Source organism: Methylobacterium sp. Leaf111, assembly GCF_001423285.1.
GTDB lineage: Bacteria > Pseudomonadota > Alphaproteobacteria > Rhizobiales > Beijerinckiaceae > Methylobacterium.
Window position 1 is genome coordinate 57233 of the sequence record NZ_LMNE01000009.1, and the last position, 21391, is coordinate 78623.

The window sequence follows — 21391 nt, forward strand, 5'->3', positions numbered from 1 at the left end:
GATCAGGTCGTCATGGCGTGCGGGGCGACGTCGGTCCGGGTCCGGCGGGTGGCGCGGCGTTCCAGGGCGAGCAGGCCGAGGCCCGCCAGGGCGAGGGCGCCGGCCGCGAGCCGCAGCAGCACCCGCGACGGAATCCGGCCGCTCGCCGCCTCGATGACGGCGGTGGGGAAGATGGGGATGGGCAGGTTCAGGAGGTCCCCGAACAGCAGCATGCAGCCGGCGGTGAGGAGCAGGGCCAGGATCAGGAGTTCGCGGAAGCGCGCCTCCGGTGTGGCGTAGCCCCCGACGATCACCGCCAGCGGGCCCGCGACGATGAGGCCGAGGCCCGGGCCGGCGACGGGGCCGAGGGCGAAGGGCCGGATCGTGACCGCGAAGGCGAGGATGGCCAGCACGACGACGAGGGGGCCGCGCAGGCCGAAGGTCTGGAGGCCCGCCCCCGCGCGGACCAGGCCCGTCGCGGCGAGCACGCCGCCGCAGAGGGCGACGCCGATCGCCACCCAGTGCGGCAGCATGCCCGGTCCCATGGCGCCGAGGGTGCCCCGCGGCAGGTCGCTCGCGGCCCAGACGCCGAACATCCCGAGCAGGACCAGCACGAGGCCGGCCACGAAGCTCTGCGGCGCGCGGACCACGGACCCCGCCCGCCGCGCACCGTCGGATGCGTCGCTCATCGTTTCTCCCCTACGAGCCCCGCCTTCGTGTCTCGGGCGGGTGGCACGGCGATCGTCGGATGTCCGTTCGTCCCCCGGGCCGTGGCCGGGAGGACGCCCGCGGCGGTCGGCGCGTCCCCTGACGCTGGACGCTCCGCCCTGAAGGAGCGGGGTCGCCCGAGATGGTTCTGATAAAAACCTATGCCGTAAATCCAAGTCTCCACAAGAGCCCGTGACGGCGTCATCAACCGATTCGAAGGTCTCGTCGCATGAGACCTGATTACGTTGCCGGCCTCCTTTTAATCCTTCGCCGATGACGGATCCTGTCCGGGCGCGCTGTGCTGCGGGGCGACCGCGTTCCGGCATGAGGATCGGGCCGGTGACGCGCCGCCCGCTAAGAGCGCCCCAATGGGTCGGACCGGGACCGAGGCCGCCCCCGGGCCACTCCCGGCCCAAGCCGAACAGGCCCGCTAAACAAGAATAAAAACCTGTCTTATAATAGATAGCTATTATATTTACAGGAAGGATCGTGCTTGGTATCCAGGGGTCGGACGAACGATTGTGCCAGGGCCGACGGATCGGGGCTCGGGCGACCGGTCGTCCGAAGGCAAAGCGGCTCCAGACCGCCCCTGAAAACCAGCAGTGCCGCCATGCGCGTGGCCAAAGGGAGGATGCGATGAGCTTGGCGACAGGCTTGCCCTCGAACGTCACGGGGCCGCTGCTCGAGGTCGACGGCGTCACGCTGCAGTACAAGACCCCCGACCACCTCGTCACGGCGACCTACCGGGTCGGCTTCCAGGTCTTCCCGAGCGACCGGTTCGTCCTGCTCGGACCCTCGGGCTGCGGGAAATCCACCCTCCTGAAGTCGGTGGGCGGCTACATGGCGCCGACGGAGGGCCAGATCCGCCTGAAGGGCCAGGCCATCACCGAGCCCGGCCCGGACCGGATGATGGTGTTCCAGGAATTCGACCAGCTGCTGCCCTGGAAGACCGTCCGCCAGAACGTCGCCTTCGCCCTCGAGGCCTCGGGGCGCCTGTCGGGCCGGGCCGCCGACGAACGGGCCATGCACTATATCGACAAGGTCAACCTCTCGGCTTTCGCCGACAGCTATCCGCACATGCTGTCGGGCGGCATGAAGCAGCGGGTGGCCATCGCCCGCGGCATGGCGATGGAGCCCGACATCCTGCTCATGGACGAGCCCTTCGCGGCCCTGGACGCGCTCACCCGCCGGCGGATGCAGGACGAACTCCTGGCCCTGTGGGAGGAGACGCGCTTCACGGTGCTGTTCGTCACGCACTCGATTCCGGAGGCGATCAAGATCGGCTCGCGCATCCTGCTGCTCTCGCCGCATCCCGGCGAGGTCAAGGCCGAGCTCAACACGGCCGGCTCGCCGCAGGAGACCCTGCTCCTGGAGCAGCGCATCCATCGGATGCTGTTTTCCGAAGAGATCAAGGAGGCGGAGAATGTCTAGGACCGCGAAGGCGCTCGTGTCACCCGTCCTCCTCCGGCCCGCCCGTCCCGAGATCGTCCGCGAGACCGGCGGCGCCTATGGGGGCGCCGTCGTCGAGAAGCCGCTCTCGGCCGTCGAGCGCCTCTACAACCAGGGCTGGCTGCGCAAGCTCGTGATCCTGGCGGTGCTGGCCCTGATCTGGGAGGCCTACGGGCGCTACCTCGACAACGACCTCCTGTTCCCGACCTTCTCCGCCACCGTGACGGCCTTCGCCCGGGGCGTGGCGGACGGCACCCTGGTGCTGCGGGCCTGGGGCTCGATCAAGGTCCTGCTGATCGGCTACGGCCTCGGGATCCTGCTGGCGACCCTGCTCACCGGCATCGCGATCAGCTCGCGCATCGGCACCGACTTCCTCGAGACGATGACGTCGATGTTCAATCCCCTGCCGGCCATCGCGCTTCTGCCCCTGGCGCTGATCTGGTTCGGGCTGGGCAACGGCAGCCTGATCTTCGTGCTGGTCCATTCGGTGACCTGGGCCATCGCCCTCAACACCCATTCGGGCTTCCTCTCGGTCAGCCGGACCCTGAAGATGGTCGGGCGCAACTACGGCCTGCGCGGCAGCCGGCTGATCACCAAGATCCTGATCCCGGCGGCCTTCCCCAGCATCCTCACCGGCCTCAAGGTCGGCTGGGCCTTCGCCTGGCGCACCCTGATCGCGGCGGAGCTCGTCTTCGGCGTCAGCTCGGGCTCGGGGGGGCTGGGCTGGTTCATCTTCGAGAACAAGAACATGCTCGACATCCCCAACGTCTTCGCGGGGCTCTTGACGGTGATCCTCATCGGCCTCTGCGTCGAGAACCTGATCTTCCAGACCATCGAGCGGCACACCCTGCAGCGCTGGGGCATGCAGGCCTGAGGCGGGTCAGCCCGAAGGACCTCCGCTCCGTCAGTCGAGGTCGGAGCGGTAGTGGAGCATGGCCGTCCAGCTCTGGCGATACTCGATGGGGTCGCCCGTGAGGGCGACGGCGACCCGGCGCACCAGCAGCAGGGGCGCCCCCGGCGCACAGCCGAGGGCGTCCGCCATGGCCGGGCTCGCCCGGTCGGTGGCGATCGTGTCCCGGGCCCGCGCCACGGTCTGGCCGCAGCGCGCCTGGTAGAGCACGTAGATCTCCTCCAGCATCTCGGCGCCGGGCTCCGGCTTCAGCGCGGCGAAGGGCTCGGCCGGCAGCGCGATGCGCTCGTAGATCAGCGGCACGCCGTCCTCGCTGCGGGTCCGCAGCAGGACCAGCACCTTGGCGCCCGCCCCCAGCCCGAGGGCGGCCCGGTCCTGCGCGTCGGCCCGCGCGGTCCCGGCGGCGAGGACGCGGGCCACCGGGCGGAACGGCCGCCCGTCGCCGTGGACGAAGCGCAGGAAGCGGAAGCGCGACCGGTCGCTCGAATGGGGCACCACCTGCGTGCCGCGCCCGTGCTGGCGCTCCAGCAGGCCCTGCCCGACGAGGTCCTCCATGGCCTTGCGGATCGTCCCGATGGAGACGCCGAGGTCGAGGGCCAGCTGCGGCTCGCTCGGCAGGTAGCCGCCCGGCTTCCAGGTGCCGTCCACGATCCGGCGCAGCAGCAGGTCGCGGGCCTGCAGGTAGAGCGGACGGCTCGCCAAAGGCCCGGTCATGGGGGCGGTCGTGGGCGCGCTCGTGGGTCCGGTCACGGGCGCGGTCTCGGGCGCGGCCGGCGACGGGACTTCGGGATGCGCCTGGGGGGTGGGGGCGCCGCGCATGCGGTTCGACATCGGCAACTCATGTATATGACATATGACCGTTGACAGCGGTCGGCACGAGGCTATCGTGGCCCTCGGCACCGGACCAGAGAATTCGGGCTCAAGGCAGGAGGAACACATGGCACTCGGCCGTCTCATCCGGCTCTGCGGCGCCGCGGCCCTGATCTCGGTGGGGCTCTCGGCGAGCCTTCTGGCCGGCGCGGGGTCCGCCCGGGCGGAGGCCTCCGTGGTGCGCCTCGCCAAGCAGTTCGGCATCTCCTACCTGCCCCTCACGGTGATGGAGGAGGAGCACCTCCTCGAGAAGCAGGCCCGTCAGCAGGGCCTGGAGCTCAAGACGGAGTGGCTGCGCTTCACCGGCGGCTCGGGCATGAACGAGGCCCTGCTCTCGGGGAACCTCGACTTCGCCGCCGGCGGCGTCGGGCCGATGCTGACGATCTGGGGCCGCACCCGCGGCAACCTGATGATCAAGGGCGTGGCGGCCCTCAACGCGATGCCGCTCTGGCTGGTGACCGTGAACCCGGCCGTTTCCTCGATCAAGGACTTCACCGAGAAGGACAAGATCGCCCTGCCCACGGTGAAGAGCTCGATCCAGGCGATCACCCTGCAGATGGCCGCCGAGAAGGCCTTCGGGCCGGGCCAGCAGGGCAAGCTCGACCCCCTCACGGTCTCGATGGGCCATCCCGACGCCCAGACGGCGATGCTCGGCGGCCGCTCCGAGATCACGGCGCATTTCGGCGCCCCGCCGTTCCAGGAGGTGGAGCTGAAGGACCCCAAGGCCCGCAAGGTGCTGGACAGCTACGACGTCCTCGGCGGGCCGCACACCTTCAACCTCGTCTGGGCGAGCAGCCGCTTCGTCACCGCCAACCCGAAGATCGTGGCCGCCTTCCGGGCCGCCCTGGAGGAGAGCCTGGCGCTGATCAAGGCCGAGCCCGCCCGGGTCGCCGCGCTCTGGATCAAGGCCGAGAACGCCCGGCTCACCGAGGCGGAGGCGGTGGAGATCATCCGCGCGCCGCAGACCCAGTGGACCAGCGCGCCCCTGAACATGCTGGCCTATCTCGATTACATGAACCGCGCCGGCCTCGTGGCCGCCAAGGCCGCCGACCAGAGCGAGCTGTTCTTTCCCGGCGCCGCCGCCACGGCGGAGCGCTGAGGCATGACCGTGTCCGTTCCCGTCCCCGCCCCGGCCGATCCCACGGTCGAGGCCGTGCCCGGCGCGACGCTGAGAGTGCGCATCCGGCGGGACGGCGGCTTCCAGGCCTTCACCGTGGCGCGGCGCCCGGCCCAGACCATCCTCGACGTGGTCACCGAGATCCAGCGCGAGCAGGACCCGACGCTCGCCTACCGCTTCGCCTGCCGGGTTGGCATGTGCGGCTCCTGCGCCATGACGGTGAACGGGCGCCCGCGCTGGACCTGCCGCACGCGGGTCGCGGCGGTGGCGGAGGACGACGGCCTGACCCTCGAGCCCCTGCGCAACCTGCCGGTGGTCAAGGACCTGGCCGTCGACATGGAGCCGTTCTTCGAGAAGTGGACGGCCGCCCACGGGGCCTTCGAGCCCGGCGACGCGCCGCCCGCGGACTTCGCCGTGGTGGCGCCGGATTCGCCCGCGCGCCGGGCGGTGGATGCCGGCATCGAGTGCATCAATTGCGGCGTCTGCTACGCCGCCTGCGACGTGGTCACGTGGAACCCGGACTATCTCGGCCCGGCCGCCCTCAACCGGGCCTGGACCCTGGTGAACGACGTGCGCGACCGGGGCCAGGCGGCGCGGCTGGAGGCCGTATCCGGGGATGCCGGCTGCCAGTCCTGCCACACCCACATGAGCTGCACCGAGCACTGCCCCAAGGCCCTGGCGCCGACCTTCGCCATCGCGGGGCTGAAGCGCGCCACCGCCCGGTCGGCCCTGAAGCGGCTCAGCGCCCGGCATTTCCGGAGGTCGGCATGAGCCCGCTCCTCTACGTGGCGCAGCGCGGCACCGCCGGGATCCTGGCGGTGGCGGTGGCGGTCCATCTCGGCACGATCCTGTACGCCGTGCGCGGCGGGCTCACCGCCGGGGAGATCCTGGGCCGGACGCAGGGCAACCTGGCCTTCCTCGTGTTCTACGGCGTCTTCGTGGTGGCGGCGGCGATCCACGCGCCCATCGGCCTGCGCAGCATCCTGCGGGAGTGGACGCCCTGGCGCGGACGCTCCCTCGACGGGGCGATGCTCGCCGTCGCGGCGCTCCTCGTCGTCCTCGGCCTGCGCGCGGCGCTCGCGGTCTACGTCGCATGAGCGCCGGGACGCAGACCGCCGCCCCGCGGCCAAGGAGCCTCCGCGCCGCCCGTCCGCGCGCGGGCTTCGCCGCCGCCCTGCTGCACCGCCTCTCGGGGATCGCCCTGGCGCTGTTCCTGCCGATGCACTTCATCGCCCTCGGCACCGCCCTGCAGGGGGCCGACCGCCTCGAGAGCTTCCTCGGGCTGACCCACAACGGCTTCGTGCGCGCGGCCGAATGGGGCCTCGTCAGCGCGCTGGCCCTGCACATGGTCCTGGGCCTGCGCGTGCTGGCCCTCGAGTGGTTCGTCACCCGGGAGCGGACGGCCCTCGTCGTCTCCGCCTGCGTGGCGGCGGGGCTCGCGGTGGGGCTCCTGTTCCTGCTCGGCGGCGCCTGAGCCAACCCTTCGAAGGAGACCGGCATGGATCTCGACCTCACCGAAGTCGAAGCGGTGTGCAAGGACCTCTACGTCCGCGCCCTGAAGCTGCTGCCGCCGGACATCAAGGCGGGCTTCGCGGATCTCGCCCGCGAGGAGACCAGCGCCACCGGCCGGGCGATCCTCGGCACCATGGTGGAGAACATCGCGGTGGCCGAGCGCACCAAGAACATCCTCTGCCAGGACACCGGCATCCCGATCTACAACGTGGTGATCGGGCGCGACGTGCGCGTCGAGGGCGCCGACCTCAAGGCCGCGATCCGGCGCGGCTGCGAACGCGCGACCACCGAGCATTCCCTGCGCTCCTCCGTGGTCCACCCGATCACCCGCGTGAACGAGCAGACCTCCTGCGGCATCCGCGTGCCGATCATCCACGTGGATTTCGACGATCGGCCCGAGACCGTCTCGGTGGAGATGATCCCGAAGGGCTCGGGCTCGGAGAACGGCTCGTTCCTGCAGATGCTGCTGCCCTCGGACGGCATCAACGCGGTCAAGCGCTTCGTCATCGACCGCGTGATCGAGCTCGGCGGCCGCGTCTGCCCGCCCACCATCGTGGGCGTCGGCATCGGCGGCACCTCGGACCTGTGCATGCATCTGGCCAAGGTGGCGGCCACCCGCAAGCTGCGGACCGCCTGTTCCGATCCCGACGGCGCCCGGATCGAGGCGGAGCTGTCGCGCGCCGTCAACGAGCTTGGCATCGGCCCCCAGGGGCTCGGCGGGCGCTCCACCAGCTTCGCCGTGCATGTGGAAATCGCCGCCACCCACATCACCCAGAACCCGGTGGCGGTGAACATCCAGTGCCACTCGGCCCGCCGGGCGAGGGTGACCTTCACGCCGGGCGGCATCGCCTTCGACTGAAATCGCCGCCTCCGGGAGGGCCTGCGCCATGCACCACGTTCTCGACATGCCGGTCGACGCGGCCCAGGTCCGCGCCCTGAAGGTCGGCGACACCGTCACCCTGCGAAAGATCCTGTTCGGCATCCGGGATGCCACCCTGATCCACATGTTCGACCGGGGGCGCCGGACCCATCTCGATCTCACCGGCCACGCGGTGATCCACACCGCGCCCAACGTACACCGCGTACCGGTCTCCCCCGAGGCGCCGGTGGGCTACGCGCCGTTCTGCATCGGCACCACCACCTCCATGCGGATGGAGCGCTTCACCGACGCCCTGATGCGGCGCGAGGGCGTGCGCCTCATCGTCGGCAAGGGCGGCATGGGCCCCCAGACCCTCGCGGCCTTCGCCGAACACGGCGGCGCCTACCTCGCCATCGTCGGGGGCGCCGCCGCCCTGGAGACGACCTGGATCGAGCGGATCGACGACATCGACCTCGACGACCTCCACCCCGAGAGCCTGTGGAAGTTCGCGATCCGCGACTTCGGCCCCCTCCTGGTCGGCATGGATTCCCACGGCGGCTCGCTCTTCGCCGACGTCCAGCGCGACGTCGCCAGCCGGCGGGATGCCGTCATCGAGAGCCTGGGAGCCGCCTGATGCGCGCCGTGCCGACCACCGTCGAGACCGACATCCTCATCCTGGGCTCGGGGGGCGCCGGCCTGTTCGCCGCCCTCCACGCCAAGAAGGCCGCCCCCGACCTCCAGGTCACCGTCGCGGTGAAGGGCCTGCTCGGCAAGTGCGGCTGCACCCGCATGGTCCAGGGCGGCTACAACGTCGCCCTCGCCCCGGGCGATTCGGTCGAGCGCCACTTCATGGACACGATCGAGGGCGGCAAGTGGCTCAACAACCAGGAGCTGGCCTGGACCCTGGTCACGGAGGCGCAGGTCCGCATCCGCGAACTGGAGACCGAGCTCGGCTGCTTCTTCGACCGCAACCCCGACGGCAGCGTCCACCAGAAGGCCTTCGCCGGTCAGACCTTCGACCGCACCGTGCACAAGGGCGACCTCACCGGCATCGAGATCATCAACCGCCTGTCCGAGCAGGTCTGGCGCCGGGACGTCCGGCGCCTGGAGGATCACCGCGCCCTCGAGCTGATCCCGGCCGCCGACGGCTCCGGCCTCGCCGGCGTGCTGATGCTCGACATGCGGACCGGAATCCCGGTCCTGGTCCGCGCCCGGGCGACCCTGCTCGCCACGGGCGGCGGCCCGACCATGTACAAGTTCCACACGCCCTCCGGCGACAAGACCTGCGACGGCCTCGCCATGGCGCTCCGCGCCGGCCTGCCCTTACGCGACATGGAGATGGTCCAGTTCCATCCCACCGGCCTGCTGGCGGGCGCGGGCACGCGGATGACCGGCACGGTGCTGGAGGAGGGGCTGCGGGGCGCGGGCGGCTACCTGCTCGACGCCTCCCGCGAGCGCTTCATGCAGCACTACGACCCGCGGGCGGAGCGGGCGACCCGCGACGTCGTCAGCCGCTCGATCATGCGGCGCATCCGCGACGGCTACGCCACCCCCCATGGCGGCGTCTACCTCCAGATGAGCCATCTCGGGCCCGCGGACGTGGCCGCCAAGTTCAAGGGCATGGTGGAGCGCTGCGCCGATTGCGGCTTCGACCTCGCCGGGGGCCTGGTCGAGGTCATCCCCACCGCCCACTACATGATGGGCGGGGTCGCCTTCCGCCCCGGCTGCGGCACCGAGCTGCCGCGCCTCTACGCGGCCGGGGAGGATACCGGCGGGGTGCACGGGGCCAACCGCCTCGGCGGCAACGGCGTCGCCAACTCGACGGTGTTCGGGGGCCTGGCCGGCGCCGCCATGGCTCGTGACGTCCGGGGCGTGCGACGCCTCGCCGAGCCCGATCCTCACGCGATCGAGGCGGGGCTCGCCCGCGCCTACGGCCCTCTCGGGCGCCCGGCCGGCGACCTGGAGGCGATCCGGGAGGCCCTCTACGCCACCATGTGGGACGATGTCGGCATCCTGCGCGACGCGGCCGGGCTGGCCCGGGCCGGGGAGCGCCTCGACGCCCTCGCGGCCGCGGTGGCGGAGGCCGGCATCCCCGACGGCGACCGCCGCTACAACCTGACCTGGATGGACCGGCTCAACCTCGAGAACCTCGTCCGCGTCAGTCAGGCGATCCGGGCCGCGGCCCTGGCCCGCACCGACAGCCGCGGGGCGCACTTTCGCGAGGACTTCCCCGACGCCTCCGATCTCGCCACCTCGCACTACACCGTGGTGCGCCAGGCCGGGGAGGGGCTCGACGTCACCCTGGAGCCCGTCGCCTTCACCCATGTGCGCCCGGGCGCCTCCCTCCTCGACGCGGCGGCCTGAGGCCGCGCCCCCACCCGACGGATCGCCGAGAGAGACGCCATGGACCAGTCCCGGGGCCGGCCGCGCGGAGCCGACATCGTCGTCGAGACGCTGGAGCGCCTCGGCGTCCGCCGCATCTTCACCCTGTCGGGCAACCACATCATGCCGATCTTCGATGCCCTGCTGGGCACGGACATCGCGGTGGTGCATGTCCGCCAGGAGGCCGCCTGCGTGCACATGGCCGATGCCTGGGGCCGCCTGACCGGGGAGGTCGGGGTCGCCCTGGTCACCGGCGGCCAGGGGCAGACCAACGGCGCCGCCGCCCTGTTCACGGCGCTGGCGGCGGAGAGCCCCGTCCTCCTGCTCTCGGGCCATGCCGGCCTGTCGGAGCTCGGGCGCGGCGCCTTCCAGGAACTCGCCCAGGCCGACATCGCCCGGCCGATGACCAAGGCCTCGTGGACGGCGGCTGCCGTCGACACCCTGGCCGACGACGTCGCCCGGGCCCTGCGGATCGCCCGCGCGGGCCGGCCAGGGCCCGTGCATCTCAGCCTGCCGGTCGACCTCCTGGAAGCGCAGGCCCCGGCCGCTTCCTCGGTCGCTCCCCCGGCACCCGCCGAGACCGCGATCCGGGTCGGCGCGCCCGGCGCCGACCTCGTCGCGGCGGTGGCGGCGGAGCTCGGCCGGGCGCAGCGCCCCCTGATCCTGTGCGGCCCGGTCGCCTGCGGCGCCGAGGGGCGCGCCCGGATGGCGGCGCTGGAGGCGGCCTCGGGCGTGCCCGTCCTCGGGATGGAGAGCCCGCGCGGCCTCAACGATCCGAGTCTGGGCGCCTTCGCCGAGGTGCTGGCCCAGGCCGACTGCCTCGTGCTCGTGGGCAAGCCCCTCGACTTCACCCTGAAGTTCGGCGAGGCGCCCGCGGTGGCGCCGGCCTGCCGCTTCGTCGTCGTCGACCCCGACCCCGCCCTCGTCGCGCGGGTCGATCCGGCCCGCCTCGCCGTCTCGGGCACGGCCGATGCGCTGCCGACCCTCGCGGCCCTGGCCGGCTCCTGCGCCGGGGGGCGCCCGCGCGCGGGGACGGACTGGCCGGCCACCGTGCGGGCGGCTGTGGCGTACCGGCCCCCGGACTGGAAAGACCGGCGCGGCCCCGAGGGCCGCCTCCATCCGGTGGAGCTGTGCCGCGGCGTTGCCGCCTTCCTCGACCTGCATCCCGGCGGCACCCTGATCTGCGACGGGGGCGAGATCGGGCAATGGCCCCAGGCCCTGGTGCAGGCCCCCCGGCGCCTCATCAACGGGGTCTCGGGCACCATCGGCGCGTCGCTGCCCTTCGCCCTGGCGGCCCGCCTCCACGACCCGGCGGGGCCCGTGGTGGCGGTCCTGGGGGACGGCACCTTCGGCTTCCACATGGCCGAGTTCGACACCGCCGTGCGCTACGGCCTGCCCTTCATCGCCGTGGTGGGCAACGATGCCCGCTGGAACGCCGAGTACCAGATCCAGCTGCGCCAGTACGGCGCGGCGCGGGCGCGCCACTGCGACCTCCTGAGTTCCCGCTACGACCGCGTCGTGACGGCTCTGGGCGGCCACGGGGCCCTCGTCACCCGGGCCGAGGACCTGCCCGGGGCCCTGGAGGAGGCGCAGGCCAGCGGCCTGCCGGCCTGCCTCAACGTGCTGATCGAGAGCGTGCCCGCCCCGGTGATCCGCAGGCCGAAAATTTCCGTTCCGTAAGGCGGGCCGACCGCATCCCCCATCGCGAGTCCGGTCCAGGGAGGTTCACATGCGCCGACGCGACGTACTGGCCCGGGGACTGCTCGGCGCGGGACTGCCCCTCCTCGGGGGCCTGCGCCCGGCCCGGGCCGAGGTGCAGGCGGTCACCATCGCGCGCCAGCCGAGCCTGGGACACCTGCCGCTGATGCTCATGGAGGAGCAGGGGCTGCTCCAGACCCACGCCGCGGCCCGGGGCCTGTCGGGGCTCGGCGTCCGCTACGTCACCCTGGCGGGCGGAGCCGCGATGAACGACGCGCTCCTGTCCGGCTCGATCCAGTTCGTGGCCGGCGGCGTGCCGCCCCTCGTCCTGCTCTGGTCCAAGACCGAGGGCACCGCCATGGCGGTGAAGGGCGTGGCGGCGATGAACGCCATGCCGCTCCTCATGAACACCAATGCGGAGCGCATCCGCTCGCTCGCCGACTTCACCGACCGGGACAAGATCGCCCTGCCGGCCGTGAAGGTCTCGGTTCAGGCCATGTTCCTGCAGATGGCGGCCGAGAAGGCGCTCGGGGAGGCGCGGCGCAACGACCTCGACCGCCTGACCGTGACCCTGTCGCACCCGGACGGCATGGCCGCCCTCCTGGCCGGCCAGGAGGTGACCGCGCATTTCACCGCCGCGCCGATCCAGGAGCTGGAGCTGCGCAGGCCCGGCATCCGGACGATCCTCAACTCCTTCGACGTGCTCGGCGGACCCTCGACCTTCAACGTGGTCTGGGCCTCCGCCGCCTTCGTGGAGGCCAATCCCACCCTCCACGCCGCGTTCACGGCGGCCCTGGAGGAGGCGGTCGCCTCTATCGCGGGCGACCCCCGGGCCGCCGCCCAGGCCTATGTGCGCCTCGCCCGCGACGGCTCCGACGTCGGCCTCATCGCGTCGATCCTGGCCTCGCCCCAGGTCAGCTTCACGACCACGCCCCAGGCGATCCTGCCCGTCGTCACCTTCATGGCCCGCACGAAAACGATCCGCCGCGGCGCCCGGGACTGGCGGGAGCTGTTCTTCGCCAACGTCCACGCCAAACCCGGCAGCTGAGTCCAGCTTGGCAGCCGAGGCCTCGTCCACCGCGCCTCAGGGCACGTCGGGGCGCGGATCCGGCACGAAGCCGTCGCGGTTGGGCATCCGCACGGCGGCGAGGCTCCTCGCCTCCAGGACGGCGTCGTCCGGCAGGAGGCCGTTCAGGTTCAGCAGGTAGCCGACGACGGCGTAGACCTCGTCGTCCGTGAGCGATTGCGGCGCGTCCATCGGCATGGCCCGGCGAACGTAGTCGAACAGCGTCGGGGCATAGGGCCAGAAGCTGCCCACCGTCTTCACCGGCTGGGCCGAGGCGAGGGTGCCCTGGCCGCCCACGAGCCGGTCGCCGAGGCCGCCCTCGCCCTTCGCGCCGTGGCAGGACGCGCAGCGCTCGGCGAAGAGCGCGCCGCCCTGGGCGACGCTGCCTCGGCCGGCGGGAAGCTTCCGGCCGTCCCGGTCGATGTCGATGTTCCAGGCGGCGACCTCCGCCGCGGTGGCGGGGCGCCCGATCCCGTAGCGGGTCTCGGCCGAGGCCGGGCCGGCCGAAGCGATCGCGGCCAACCCTGTCGCCGCTATGGCGATGGCGGCCAGGGCGGTCGCGGCCAAGCCGATCGCGGCCCTGGGGCCCATTCGGAGGGCGGTGCCGTCACGCCTTGGGATAGCCATTCGACACCTCTCCGCTCTCCGCGATGCGCCAGGGGATGACGGCGTTGTTGTGGTAGAACGAGTTCAGGCCCCGGGCCCCGGCCAGTTCGGCGAGGAGCGGCTGCACGTAGCCGGTCTCGTCGATGGCCCGGCTCTGGATCACGGCGGGCTCTCCGTTCCAGGTCCAGGCCAGGCGGAACCGGGTCAGCGCCTTGTCGAGGACGGGCGCCTGGAGCTGCGCTTCCTGCCAGCTCCGGCCGTCGTCCACCGAGACCTCGACCCGGGCGATCGTGCCCCGCCCGCTCCAGGCGATCCCGGTGATCTCGTTGAAGCCGGGCACGATCCGCTGCGTCCCCGACGGCCGCGTGATCACCGACTTCGCCTCCATGGTGAAGGTGAACTGCCGCGCGGTCCCGTCCGGCATCAGGTCGGTGTACTTGGCCGTCTCCTCGCGGGAATAGGCCGGCGCGTCCGTCACGTTGAGCCGGCGCAGCCACTTCACGCTCATGTTGCCCTCGTAGCCGGGCAGGAGCACGCGCAGGGGGTAGCCCTGCTGCGGGCGCAGGCGCTCGCCGTTCTGGCTGTAGACGAGCAGCGCGTCGTCGAGACACTTCCCGATCGGGAGGCTGCGGGTCAGCGCGGCCGCATCCGCGCCCTCGGCGATCACCCACTTGGCGCCCGGCTGGAGGCCGGCCTCCTCCAGCACCGTCCTGAGGCGCACGCCCGTCCATTCGGCGCAGCTCACCAGCCCCACCAGGTCGGAGGCGGTGCGGCCCGCCCGGATCGCCTTGAAGTCGGGGTTGCCCGAGCACTCGATGAAGTGGATCTGCGACACGCTCGGGAAGCGCCGGACGTCGTCCATGGTCAGGACCAGGGGCCGCTCCACCAGGCCGTGGATCATCAGGCGGTGCTGGGCCGGGTCGATCGCGGGGACGCCGCCATGGTGGCGCTCGTAGAACAGCCCGTTGGGCGTGATGATCCCGTCGAGCTCCTGCAGCGGCGTGCGCACCGATGCTGAGGTGTATTGCTTGAGGGTCTTCGGAATGTTCTTGACGACGGTCTTCTCGAACGGCGACGGCGTCCCGTAGGGCTGCGCCCCGGTCTCCGCGCCGGGGGTCGTCATCCAGGGCGGCACGCCCGGCGGACCGCCGGCCGGGGACGCCGCCGCGGCCGGTTCCGCCGCGCGTGCGGCGACGAGGCCGCCGCCGACGAGGGCAGTGCCCCGCGCGAGGAAGGACCGGCGCGACCTCGACGCGACCTCCGTGGTATTCCGGACGCGGTCTTCGTCGGATTCTGGTCCGCTCACGCTGCGTCTCCTTCACCAGGTCGGGGCCGTCGTCGGCAGCGCGGAGTGTAGGACCGCTCACCCGATTCCGTCATCCCCTTTCGGGTCTCCGCCGGCACAGCGTCGCGACGGGCAGGCCTCGCCGGGAGCGGAAGCGGAATTTTGCATGTCAGATCAAAAGGTATGCATTAAGGTTCTGGACAGGGATCGGGTGCGCGCCGCATGATCTCGCTCCCGGATCTCAGGCGGAGGTGCGCGCCATGGGTGGTTGTTGGCTCTGTGATACGCCTCAGGGAGCATTCCGCATCCAGCGAACGCTCCTGGGGCAGAAGGATTGTTATGTGGTTCTGCTGGACCACGACGTTCTCGGAACCTGCGAGACGGCGGAGCAGGGGCTCCGGATGCTGACCGAGGAGCACGCCTACAAAGCCGCGTGCGGGCTGGACCTGGCGCGCTTGCCGATCCCCCGCTCCCTGAACGGGTGGACCTTCGCGCCGGCCGCGTCGCATCGGACGGCCAACTGAGCGATCCGTCCGGGGCGGCCCGATCCCGTCGCCCCGCGATGCTCACGCCTCGCGAACGCCCGGCTTCTTCCCCGCCTCGAAGATGAACTCGACGCCGACCCCCTCGAGAGCCCGGCGCACGGCCAGGATCGTGTCGTGTCGCGGCTGGATGGCGGAGTTGGAATCCTCCAGGCGGTTCAAGGTCGAGACGGAGACGTTGGCCAGCTTGGCCAGTTCCTCCTTCGACAGGCCGGTCAGGCCGCGGGCGGCCCGCACCTGTCCCGAGGTCAGTCCGGCCTCGGCCGAAGCCGTGGCCGTCGCCTGCGGGGAGGGCGGCGGCGACGCCTCGGTGCCGGAGGCGCCGTATCGATTCCGGCCCGGGACGTTGAGGCAGACGCCGACCCACTCCCGCACCGAGCCGTCGCGGTTCAGGACCGGAGCGCCGCGGGCGTTGAACCAGCGGTAGATGCCGTCCGCGCACAGCACCCGGTAGTCGGTGTTGTAGGGCGCCGTGTGCTCGACCGCCGTCATCCAGGCCGCCTGGGTCCGGGCGCGATCATCGGGATGGACGGCGTTCAGCCAGCCCATGCCCTCCATTTCCGCGTGGCTCTGACCGGTCAGGGCCATCCATTGCGGCATCTCGCTGGGTTCGCCGTTCGCCTTGTTGAGCCAGAAGACCGCGGCGGTCGCGGCGATCAGGGCGTTGAGGCGGTCGTGGCGCTGCATGACCGCATTCATGGCATCGTGACGCGCCGTCACGTCGAACACCACGCCCATGCCCTGGTTCGGCTTGCCGTCCTGCCCCAGGATCACCTCGGCATGGTGCAACAGCCAGCGCTGGGTGCGGTCCGGGCGGATGATCCGGAACTCGCGGCTGATCGGCTGGCCATTCCGCAGCACCGCGATCTGATCCGCGTGGGCGGCCTTGTCGTCGGGGTGGATCATGTCCAGGCCGAACCCGAAGGTTACGCGGGAGGCCGGGTCCAGGCCGAGAATACGGTAGAGTCCCGGCGACGCGTCGACCTCTTCTCTGCGAAGGTCCGCGGACCAGAAGCCCACCTTGCCGGTGTCTTCGATGAGCTTGAGGAAGTGCCGGGAGGAGAACGCCCGCAGGGTTCCATTGCCATCGGATGCCGTCTGGGGGCGCATGAGAACTCTCGTGGGCACAGGCTTCCCCTTCGGCTCCAGCGATTCGATCTGCCTGCTGTCCTTATAGTTCCGAAGCGACTTGCCAATGGGTGAAAAGACACCTGGCTTCGCATTCGTACCGTGATGCCCCCCGGGATGCGCTGCGGGGAGGGGCGCACGGCTCATCCGACGGCATGCGCGTCTTCGTCTCCGCGCGGACGAAAACAGGCGCGAAATCAAACGATTGAAACGCGCCTCCACGGTGAAGAGCCCGCCTTCCCACCCGAAGACCGGCTTCAACGCCTCGGTCATCAGTTTCGGCTCGTTGGCCACATGCGAGGATAGGCATGACAGATTTCGTTTCAGCCGGGTGCGAGCCTTGGATGTTGCATCGCGGATGACAGAAAATGCGACGCGAAAATTTGGAGATACCCCCGAGTTTCGGGGATTTGCCTGTGTTTGCGTTATGTCCGCATGCCTAGTTTGCACCAGTAACGGCAGCCTGTCCGTTGCATGGGGATGGCGATGTTCTGGGGTGGCGATGAACTGAAATCGAAGCTCAGTGCGCTCGATGCTTCCCAAAAGTCGATCGAGTTCGACCTCGACGGCATCGCTGCCTCCGTCGGCGAGATCGCCCGCCGGACCAGCCTCCTGGCACGGAACGCCACCATCGAGGCGGCGCCGGTCCGGGAGCCGGGGCAGCACTTCGCCATCGGCGCCGCTGAGGTGAAGAGCCTGGCCGCCCAGACGGCGAAGGCGACCCCGAGCGTCGAAAGCCAGATCACCGGCACCCAATCCGCCGCCCGGGGGGCCGCCACCGCCATCGCCCGCATCGGGGAGACCATCGGGCCGACGAACGACATCGCGGCCTCCTCGACCGCCGTCCAGCAGCAGGCTGCGGTGGCCCAGGAGATGTCGGCCAGCATGCAGGTGATGACGGTCGCCGTCACCGAGTTCAGCCAGAACGGGGGTCTGATCAAGGTCTCCACCCGCGAGGTCGACGCCTCGACCCGGCAAGGCCGCGCGGCCTCTCGCAGCATGGCCGCCTGATGCCGCCCGTCTCCGCACACCCTGGCCTATCCGGTCGACGGGACGGATCCCCGGACGGATCCCGGGATCGCTTTGCGGTCCTGGACGATGGGCGCACCACCGGTGCGATCGGCGATGCCGGCCCGGAAGGGGTCGAGACCGCTCCGGAGCAGGCCGATACCCCGGCCTCCCCCTCCCAAGACGAAGCACGGCTGGGTGCGGCGGTCCGCGCGGCGATGCTCGGCGAGACGCTGCAACTCGGCCGCTATTCCGCTTTCACCCAGGCGACCGTGGCGCTTTCGCTCGCCGCCATCTTCTGGGACATCGCCGCGAAGACCTACCTCGCCGTGCTGGCCGCGGCGGTGACGACGCTCTGCGGTGCCGCCATCGTCGCCACGCCCCGTTACCGGGGTGTCATCGGCGGGGGCGCGTCCTGCCCCTCCACCCGCGGGGCCTTCCGGGTCCTGCACCTGCTCGCGTTCGGGCGCGGCCTCGCCTGGGCGACGATGCCGGCCGTCCTGCTCCCGACCCTCGACAATGCCTATCGGGTCGTCGTCGGCGCCGTCTGCGCCGCCCTGATCTCGCACGCCTACGTCGCCGGCCCCGTCTTCTCCCTCGCCCTTCTGGCGGTGGTCCCGGTGGTCGCCGGCATCTTCATCGGCCTGGCGGGGTGCGAGGGACCGGTCGGCCACTCCGTTGCCCTGCTGCTGACCCTCTACGCGACCTTCGTCTTCGTCAGCGCGCGTCGCTTGTGCGGGCACGCCTACCAGCGCATCCGGAACCGCGTCGTGGTGCAGGCACAGAGCGAGACGATCGAGCTCCTGCTCAAGGACTTCGCCGAGGGGACGAGCGACTGGCTGTGGGAGATCGACACCGTCGGCCGCCTAAGGCCCTCCCTCGAGCCGATCGCCGGCCTGCTGGGCGTCGATCCGGTTGCCCTTCGCCACCGCACGCTCCAGGCTGTCCTAAGGGACTTCGCCGACGAGGCCGGGGGCGCGACCGGGATCGATGCCGTCCTGACCGCCATCGCGGCGCGGAGTCCGTTCCGCGATCACACTGTGCGGCTCCGGACGCGGGACGGCAGGCGCTGGCTGACCCTAAACGGCCGGCCCGTCTTCGATGCCCTCGGGACCTTCGTCGGATATCGCGGCGTGGGATCGGACGTGACGGCCAGCCGGGAGGCGCAGGCGCGCATCGCCTTTCCCTTCGACAAGGTGAAGGTCGACCGCTCCTTCGTGCGCGACCTTCAGGGGCGGCCCGAGAAGGTCGCCGTCGTCGAGGCGATCGCCCGGATGGCGCGCGCCCTCTCGATGAACGTGACGGTGGAGGGCGTGGAGACCCAGGCGCAGCTCGACGTCCTCCGCGCCAAGCGCTGCGACGTCGCACAGGGCTTCCTCTACAGCCCCGCGCGGCCCGCTTCCGAGGTGATGGCCCTGATCGATCGCATCGAGGCGACGTCCTCACCGGTGCCGGATCAGGCACGGATGCGGACCGCGCTGGCAATCGTCTGAGGCTCGCGGCGGATCACCGCGGTCGCCCCGTGGGCCGCCCATGATGGGTGGGCGCCGACCGACCCGGAACGCGGCCGCTGCGCGCCCTGAGCGACCTGACCTGGTGCGGATGAGGGATGCTTCGGTCCCGAACCTCCTTCGGTCGTCCCGCCGGACCCAGCCAGGCCGGGCCGGAGCGGGTCGGACGGCCCTTCTGCCGGGGTAACGGCGGTTCGCAGACGCCCTTCGCACAGGCCTGATCCGAGAGCCAAGAAGACACGGGTGTGGCAGAAAATCTGTCACGATCGTCGGTATCACGACGAAAGAATGGTTTTTTTGGGCGTCCGAGCCGCGGAAAGACAGTTTTCCAGTGCAGGGCTGAATATCTGATTCAGATATCGTCAAGTGGTGCGGTCTCACAATGATGTGATGTTCTGGAGCGGTCATCGCGAAGATTCGAACAGCAAGTCAGCATAAGGGGAGAAATATCCGATGTTCGATTTCATGGGAGCGTCACGTAAGTCGAGGTCCGGCGCCGCAGTGTTTGGCGGCTTGCGTATGCCGGTTCTTGGGCTCGACGCATTGTCGGTCGTCACGACGATGAATCCTGCTATGGAAGACTTGCTCGGGCCGGGCGGAGCCGACCATAAGGGTCGCCGCCTCGACGACCTCTGCCGCGACCTGTCCGGCCAGTCCATCGTCGCCCTCGGGCTGCGCCATCGGCACGACGCCCTGGCCCGCCTGGGCGGCCGACCCTTCGACGTCGCCGTCACGCCGCTGATGGAGGGCCACAGGATCTCGGGCTACGTCCTGGAATGGACCGACGCCACCCCCCGCCTGGAGCGGGAGGACCAGGCGCGCCGCCTCGCCGCGATCGAGGCGTCCCAGGCCGTCATCGAGTTCACCCCGGATGGCACCATCGTGTCGGCCAACGCGGCCTTCCTCGCGGTCATGGGCTACACCCTCGACGAGGTTCGGGGACGCCATCACAGCCTGTTCGTGGAGGCGGCCTACCGGGACAGCCGCGCCTACGTCGCCTTCTGGGACGGCCTCCGGGCGGGCCACGCGGAGGTCGCCGAATTCAAGCGGGTCGCCAAGGACGGCAAGGCCGTGTGGATCAAGGGCTCGTACAATCCGATCCGCGACGGCGCCGGCCAGGTCGCGCGGGTGGTGAAGTACGCCACCGACATCACGGCGCAGACCGTCGAGACCAACGCGCTTCGCGGGCAGGTCGACGCCATCCGCAGGTCGCAGGCCGTGATCAGCTTCGACCTCGACGGCCGCGTCCTCGAGGCGAATGCCAACTTCCTCGCCGCCGTCGGCTATACGGCGGCCGAGGTCGTCGGCCAGCATCACGGCCTGTTCGTCGACGCTGCCCACCGCGCGAGTGCCGAGTACGCCCGGTTCTGGGAAGCCCTGCGCCGCGGCGAGTCCCAGGCCGGGCAGTTCCGCCGCATCGGCAAGGCGGGGCGCGAGGTCTGGATCGAGGCCAGCTACAACCCGGTGCTCGACGCCGACGGACGACCCATACAGATCACCAAGTTCGCCATCGACGTGACGGCCCAGGTCGAGCAGCGGGAACAGGTCCGGCGCCTCGAGGAGGCCTCCGCGCGCGAGCGGGTCGAGGCTGAGGCCCGCCACCGGGCCGAGCGCGTGCAACTGGCCGACGCCTTCGAGCAGACGGTGGGAGCCGTCCTGGCCTCCGTCGCCTCCGCGGCGACCGAGCTGCAGGCGACCGCCTCCGGCATGTCGGGCATCGCGGCGGAGACCGCACAGCAATCGACCGCCGTAGCTGCCGCCGCGAGCCAGGCGGCCGCCAATGTCGGCACCGTCGCGGCGGCCGCGGAGGAGCTCGGGGCCTCGGTCGACGAGATCAGCCGGCAGGTCGCGGGCTCGGAGGACCTGGCGGGCCAGGCGGTCGCCGAGGCGGAACAGACGGCGACCCTGGTCCAGGAACTCAGCGAGGCCGTGCGCAGGATCGGCGACGTCGTCGCCATGATCTCGGCCATCGCGAGCCAGACCAACCTCCTGGCCCTGAACGCGACCATCGAGGCGGCCCGGGCCGGCGAGGCCGGACGCGGCTTCGCGGTGGTCGCGGCCGAGGTCAAGGAACTCGCCAACCAGACGGCCCGGGCGACCGATGAGATCACCGGGCAGATCGGGCGGATCCAGGGGGCGACGGGAGGCGCCGTGAGCGCCATCGATGGCATCCGTCGGCGCATCAAGGAGATCGACGCGGTCGCGGGGTCCATCGCGGCCGCCGTGCAGCAGCAGGGGGCGGCGACCCAGGAGATCGTGCGCAACGTGACCGAGGCCGCCACCGGGACCGGCGAGGTCACCAGCAACATGTCCGGTGTCGCCCGGGCGGCCGAGGAGACCGGAAGCGCGGCGACCCAGGTCCTCACCGCCGCCTCGGACCTCTCGCGCCAGTCCGAGCATCTCGACGGCGAGGTCTCCCGCTTCCTCGCCAAGATCCGGACGGCGTGAGGCGGCCATGCGCGAAACCTCCGGCCTTCCGTTCGACCGGTCCGCCAACCGCTTCGGCCCGGCGGAGAACCGCGCCGGCCTGGCGGGTCTCGAGGCCGGCGGGTGCCGCCATCGGCTCGCCGGCACCTCCGCGTCGATCACGCGCTCGCTGCAGGGCCTTCAGGACGCACTCGTCCTGCTGGTCGCCGCGCTACCGGCCGACGATCCGATGGTCCCCCGGCTCAACGCGGCCGCGCAGAACATGACGCGCCTCGCACGGGCCGTCCTGACCTACGGGGCGGTCCTCGACCCTCACGCCGTGCCGGAGCTCTGA

The 21391-nt window shown here is 71.2% G+C and carries 21 protein-coding genes; 16 read left to right on the plus strand and 5 right to left on the minus strand.

The genetic code is table 11. From position 1 onward, the window contains the following. Positions 1 to 2: 2 nt before the first annotated feature. A complete protein-coding gene (locus ASF41_RS08415; protein WP_056492359.1) occupies positions 3 to 668 on the minus strand; it encodes a tripartite tricarboxylate transporter TctB family protein in 666 nt (221 codons plus the stop codon). A 655-nt stretch (positions 669 to 1323) separates the two neighbouring features. Between ASF41_RS08415 and ASF41_RS08420 the strand changes: the two genes are divergently transcribed. Further along, positions 1324 to 2118, plus strand: a complete 795-nt coding sequence (locus tag ASF41_RS08420; RefSeq protein ID WP_056216294.1) for an ABC transporter ATP-binding protein — start codon at positions 1324 to 1326, stop codon at positions 2116 to 2118. Beyond that, positions 2111 to 3010, plus strand: coding sequence for an ABC transporter permease (locus tag ASF41_RS08425; protein ID WP_056216296.1), 900 nt, complete (start codon positions 2111 to 2113; stop codon positions 3008 to 3010). Before ASF41_RS08420 ends, ASF41_RS08425 begins: the two co-directional genes overlap by 8 nt. A 30-nt stretch (positions 3011 to 3040) precedes the next feature. Here the strand turns inward: ASF41_RS08425 and ASF41_RS08430 are convergent, their stop codons facing one another. Beyond that, on the minus strand, positions 3041 to 3877 hold the full coding sequence (locus ASF41_RS08430) for a GntR family transcriptional regulator (protein WP_056492360.1): 837 nt from the start codon (positions 3875 to 3877) through the stop codon (positions 3041 to 3043). Positions 3878 to 3983: 106 nt separating this feature from the next. On the opposite strand from ASF41_RS08430, the gene ASF41_RS08435 reads away from it, so the two are divergent. From ASF41_RS08435 to ASF41_RS08475, 9 genes are read left to right on the plus strand one after another with little or no spacing between them, the layout of a single operon-like run. After that, entirely contained in the window at positions 3984 to 5015 is a 1032-nt protein-coding gene (locus ASF41_RS08435) for an ABC transporter substrate-binding protein (protein ID WP_056492362.1), read from the plus strand. Positions 5016 to 5018: 3 nt separating this feature from the next. Then, the gene (locus tag ASF41_RS08440; RefSeq protein ID WP_156653240.1) at positions 5019 to 5804 is read left to right on the plus strand and encodes a succinate dehydrogenase/fumarate reductase iron-sulfur subunit; all 786 of its coding nucleotides are present in this window, start codon (positions 5019 to 5021) and stop codon (positions 5802 to 5804) included. After that, positions 5801 to 6130, plus strand: a complete 330-nt coding sequence (locus ASF41_RS08445; protein WP_056216303.1) for a succinate dehydrogenase — start codon at positions 5801 to 5803, stop codon at positions 6128 to 6130. Before ASF41_RS08440 ends, ASF41_RS08445 begins: the two co-directional genes overlap by 4 nt. Continuing rightward, positions 6127 to 6507 carry a succinate dehydrogenase, cytochrome b556 subunit gene (gene sdhC / locus ASF41_RS08450; RefSeq protein ID WP_056216305.1) on the plus strand — a complete coding sequence of 127 codons (381 nt, stop codon included), beginning with the start codon at positions 6127 to 6129 and terminating at the stop codon, positions 6505 to 6507. The genes ASF41_RS08445 and sdhC overlap by 4 nt, the downstream gene beginning before the upstream one ends. Positions 6508 to 6531: 24 nt before the next feature. Beyond that, positions 6532 to 7404 (plus strand): fumarate hydratase, encoded by an 873-nt coding sequence (locus ASF41_RS08455; RefSeq protein ID WP_056492371.1) that lies wholly within the window; start codon positions 6532 to 6534, stop codon positions 7402 to 7404. A 28-nt stretch (positions 7405 to 7432) separates the two neighbouring features. After that, the gene (locus tag ASF41_RS08460) at positions 7433 to 8038 is read left to right on the plus strand and encodes a fumarate hydratase C-terminal domain-containing protein (protein WP_056355431.1); all 606 of its coding nucleotides are present in this window, start codon (positions 7433 to 7435) and stop codon (positions 8036 to 8038) included. Continuing rightward, complete coding sequence (locus tag ASF41_RS08465; RefSeq protein ID WP_056492373.1) at positions 8038 to 9768, plus strand: L-aspartate oxidase; 1731 nt, start codon at positions 8038 to 8040, stop codon at positions 9766 to 9768. The genes ASF41_RS08460 and ASF41_RS08465 overlap by 1 nt, the downstream gene beginning before the upstream one ends. Positions 9769 to 9807: 39 nt before the next feature. Then, entirely contained in the window at positions 9808 to 11466 is a 1659-nt protein-coding gene (locus ASF41_RS08470; RefSeq protein ID WP_056492376.1) for a thiamine pyrophosphate-binding protein, read from the plus strand. A 49-nt stretch (positions 11467 to 11515) separates the two neighbouring features. Then, a complete protein-coding gene (locus tag ASF41_RS08475) occupies positions 11516 to 12532 on the plus strand; it encodes an ABC transporter substrate-binding protein (protein WP_056492379.1) in 1017 nt (338 codons plus the stop codon). A gap of 36 nt (positions 12533 to 12568) precedes the next feature. On the opposite strand, the gene ASF41_RS08480 is transcribed toward ASF41_RS08475, so the two are convergent. Beyond that, positions 12569 to 13141 carry a c-type cytochrome gene (locus ASF41_RS08480; RefSeq protein WP_082504183.1) on the minus strand — a complete coding sequence of 191 codons (573 nt, stop codon included), beginning with the start codon at positions 13139 to 13141 and terminating at the stop codon, positions 12569 to 12571. A 16-nt stretch (positions 13142 to 13157) separates the two neighbouring features. Continuing rightward, positions 13158 to 14462, minus strand: coding sequence for a sulfite dehydrogenase (soxC, locus tag ASF41_RS08485; protein WP_056492381.1), 1305 nt, complete (start codon positions 14460 to 14462; stop codon positions 13158 to 13160). A 320-nt stretch (positions 14463 to 14782) separates the two neighbouring features. On the opposite strand from soxC, the gene ASF41_RS08490 reads away from it, so the two are divergent. Further along, on the plus strand, positions 14783 to 14965 hold the full coding sequence (locus tag ASF41_RS08490) for a hypothetical protein (protein ID WP_056216322.1): 183 nt from the start codon (positions 14783 to 14785) through the stop codon (positions 14963 to 14965). A gap of 42 nt (positions 14966 to 15007) precedes the next feature. On the opposite strand, the gene ASF41_RS08495 is transcribed toward ASF41_RS08490, so the two are convergent. Continuing rightward, positions 15008 to 16093, minus strand: a complete 1086-nt coding sequence (locus ASF41_RS08495; protein ID WP_056355414.1) for a PAS domain-containing protein — start codon at positions 16091 to 16093, stop codon at positions 15008 to 15010. A gap of 498 nt (positions 16094 to 16591) precedes the next feature. Between ASF41_RS08495 and ASF41_RS08500 the strand changes: the two genes are divergently transcribed. The 4 genes from ASF41_RS08500 (at position 16592) to ASF41_RS08515 (ending at position 21391) form a co-directional block, all read left to right on the plus strand. Beyond that, positions 16592 to 17122 carry a methyl-accepting chemotaxis protein gene (locus tag ASF41_RS08500; RefSeq protein ID WP_244479595.1) on the plus strand — a complete coding sequence of 177 codons (531 nt, stop codon included), beginning with the start codon at positions 16592 to 16594 and terminating at the stop codon, positions 17120 to 17122. A gap of 215 nt (positions 17123 to 17337) precedes the next feature. Continuing rightward, positions 17338 to 18612, plus strand: a complete 1275-nt coding sequence (locus ASF41_RS08505) for an EAL domain-containing protein (protein WP_056492387.1) — start codon at positions 17338 to 17340, stop codon at positions 18610 to 18612. A 591-nt stretch (positions 18613 to 19203) separates the two neighbouring features. Continuing rightward, complete coding sequence (locus ASF41_RS08510; RefSeq protein ID WP_244479596.1) at positions 19204 to 21078, plus strand: PAS domain S-box protein; 1875 nt, start codon at positions 19204 to 19206, stop codon at positions 21076 to 21078. 7 nt (positions 21079 to 21085) lie between these two features. Continuing rightward, entirely contained in the window at positions 21086 to 21391 is a 306-nt protein-coding gene (locus ASF41_RS08515; RefSeq protein ID WP_056492390.1) for a hypothetical protein, read from the plus strand.